The sequence below is a fragment of the Streptomyces sp. NPDC050485 genome (assembly GCF_044458185.1).
Taxonomy (GTDB): Bacteria; Actinomycetota; Actinomycetes; order Streptomycetales; family Streptomycetaceae; genus Streptomyces.
Genome location: NZ_JBITHR010000036.1, coordinates 49,805 through 52,222 on the forward strand (window position 1 = coordinate 49,805; position 2,418 = coordinate 52,222).

The following is a 2,418-nucleotide window of genomic DNA, read 5'->3' on the forward strand; positions in this document are numbered from 1 at the left end:
ACCACGGAGTTGGCGGCAACTCGCCACGCATCGCCCCTCTGCCGACTTCCGGCCCCCACAGGCTCAATGGCCCCCACAGGCTCAATGCAAAAGGTGACCTCAGGTGACTGACCTTCAGGCGAACAACAACGAGGAAAAGCTGCGCTACTTCCTCAAGCGGGTATCGGCCGATCTCCACGAGGCCCGCGAGCGGTTGCGGGACATCGACACGGCACAGCACGAGCCGATCGCCATCGTTGCGATGAGCTGCCGCTTCCCCGGCGGCATCACGTCACCCGAGGGCCTCTGGCAGTTCCTGACGGACGGCGGGGACGCCATCACGGAATTCCCCGCCGACCGGGGCTGGGACCTCGAAGCGCTCTACGACCCCGACCCCGACACCCGTGGCACCAGCCACGTCAGGGAAGGCGGATTCCTCGACGGAATCGACCTCTTCGACGCGGGCCTCTTCGAGATATCGCCCCGCGAGGCACTCACCATGGACCCCCAGCAGCGCATTCTGCTGGAGTCCTGCTGGGAGACGTTCGAACGGGCCGGAATCGACCCCACGACCCTCAAGGGCAGCCGCACCGGCGTGTTCACGGGCGTGATGTACCACGACCACACGTCGGTGCTCCAGCAGGCCGTGGAGGACGTCGACGGCTACATCGGCACGGGCAGCGCGGCAAGCGTCGTATCCGGGCGGGTGTCGTACACCTTCGGTCTGGAGGGGCCGGCGGTGACGGTCGACACGGCGTGCTCGTCGTCGCTCGTCGCCCTGCACCTCGCCGTACAGGCGCTCCGGCGGGGCGAGTGCGACCTGGCGCTCGCGGGCGGGGTGACCGCGATGCTCAACCCGACGTCCTTCGTCGACTTCAGCCGGCAGCGCGGGCTGGCCGCCGACGGCCGCTGCAAGCCCTTCGCGGCCGCCGCCGACGGCACGGGCTGGGGCGAGGGCGCGGGCATGCTGCTGGTGGAGCGGCTGTCGGACGCCCGGCGCAACGGGCACCAGGTGCTGGCGGTGGTGCGCGGATCTGCCGTGAACCAGGACGGCGCTTCGAACGGCCTGACCGCCCCCAACGGGCCGGCACAGCAGCGGGTGATCCGTCAGGCGCTCGCGGACGCCCGGCTGTCGACCGCCGACGTGGACGCGGTGGAGGCGCACGGCACGGGAACCACGCTGGGCGACCCGATCGAGGCGCAGGCGCTGCTGGCCACGTACGGGCAGGGGCGTTCCGAGGACCGGCCGCTGTGGCTGGGCTCGCTCAAGTCGAACATCGGGCACACCCAGGCCGCCGCCGGTGTCGGCGGGATCATCAAGATGGTCCAGGCGATGCGGCACGGCGTCCTCCCCAGGACCCTGCACGTGGACGCGCCGACCCCGCACGTCGACTGGTCGGCCGGAGACGTACGCCTCCTCACCGAGCCCGTCGCGTGGGCGGAACACGACCGCCCCCGGCGGGCGGCGGTCTCCTCGTTCGGCTTCAGCGGGACCAACGCCCACGTCGTCCTGGAGGAGTCCCCGCAGCCGGAGCCCGGGCCGGCCGACGACGAGAGCGCGCCAGTGCAACTCCCGGCGCGCGCGACGCCCGTACTGCTCTCCGGAAAGAACGGGGCCGCGCTGCGCGGCCAGGCCGCCCGGCTCCTCCTCCACACGGAGAACAACCCCGACGAGTCCCTGGCCGACCTCGGCCTGTCGACTGCGACGACCCGGGCCGCTCTGGACCACCGCGCCGCGATCGTGGCATCGGACCGCGAGGAGCTGCGCCGCGCGCTGGAGCTGCTCGCCCGGGACGAGGCGGGAGCCGACACCGGAGTCGACGCCGCGGGAGCGGGTGCGGTGACAGGGGTCGTCATGCCCCGGCAGACGCTGGCGTTCTTGTTCTCGGGGCAGGGGAGCCAGCGGCTGGGGATGGGGCGTGAGTTGTACGCGGCGTTCCCGGTGTTCGCCGAAGCGTTTGATGCGGTGTGTTCCGCACTGGATGGGCACCTCGAACAGCCCCTGAAAGGTGTGGTGTTCGGTGAGGACGCGGAGCTGTTGAACCGGACCACCTATACGCAGCCGGCGTTGTTCGCGGTTGAGGTGGCGTTGTTTCGGTTGGTGGAGTCGTGGGGGGTTCGGCCGGATCTGCTGGCGGGGCATTCGGTGGGCGAGTTCGCGGCTGCCCATGTGGCGGGTGTGTTCTCGCTGGAGGATGTGGCGCGGTTGGTGGCTGCGCGTGGCCGCCTCATGCAGGTACTCCCCGGTGGGGGTGTGATGGTGGCGGTGCAGGCCTCGGAGGACGAGGTGCTGGAACTGCTGGCCGGGTACGGGGACCGTGCGGGTATCGCTGCGGTCAACGGGCCCTCGTCCGTGGTGGTTTCGGGCGCCCAAGACGCAGTGGCCGCAGTCGTCGAGCGGCTGTCGGCTGACGGTCGTAAGACGAAGGCGTTGTCCGT

The 2,418-nt window shown here is 70.8% G+C and carries 1 protein-coding gene; it reads left to right on the forward strand.

Annotated elements, in window-relative coordinates:
• Window positions 1–103: 103 nt before the first annotated feature.
• A partial coding sequence (locus ACIBK6_RS38385) for a type I polyketide synthase (RefSeq protein WP_399057487.1) occupies window positions 104–2,418 on the forward strand: 2,315 nt, incomplete at its 3' end.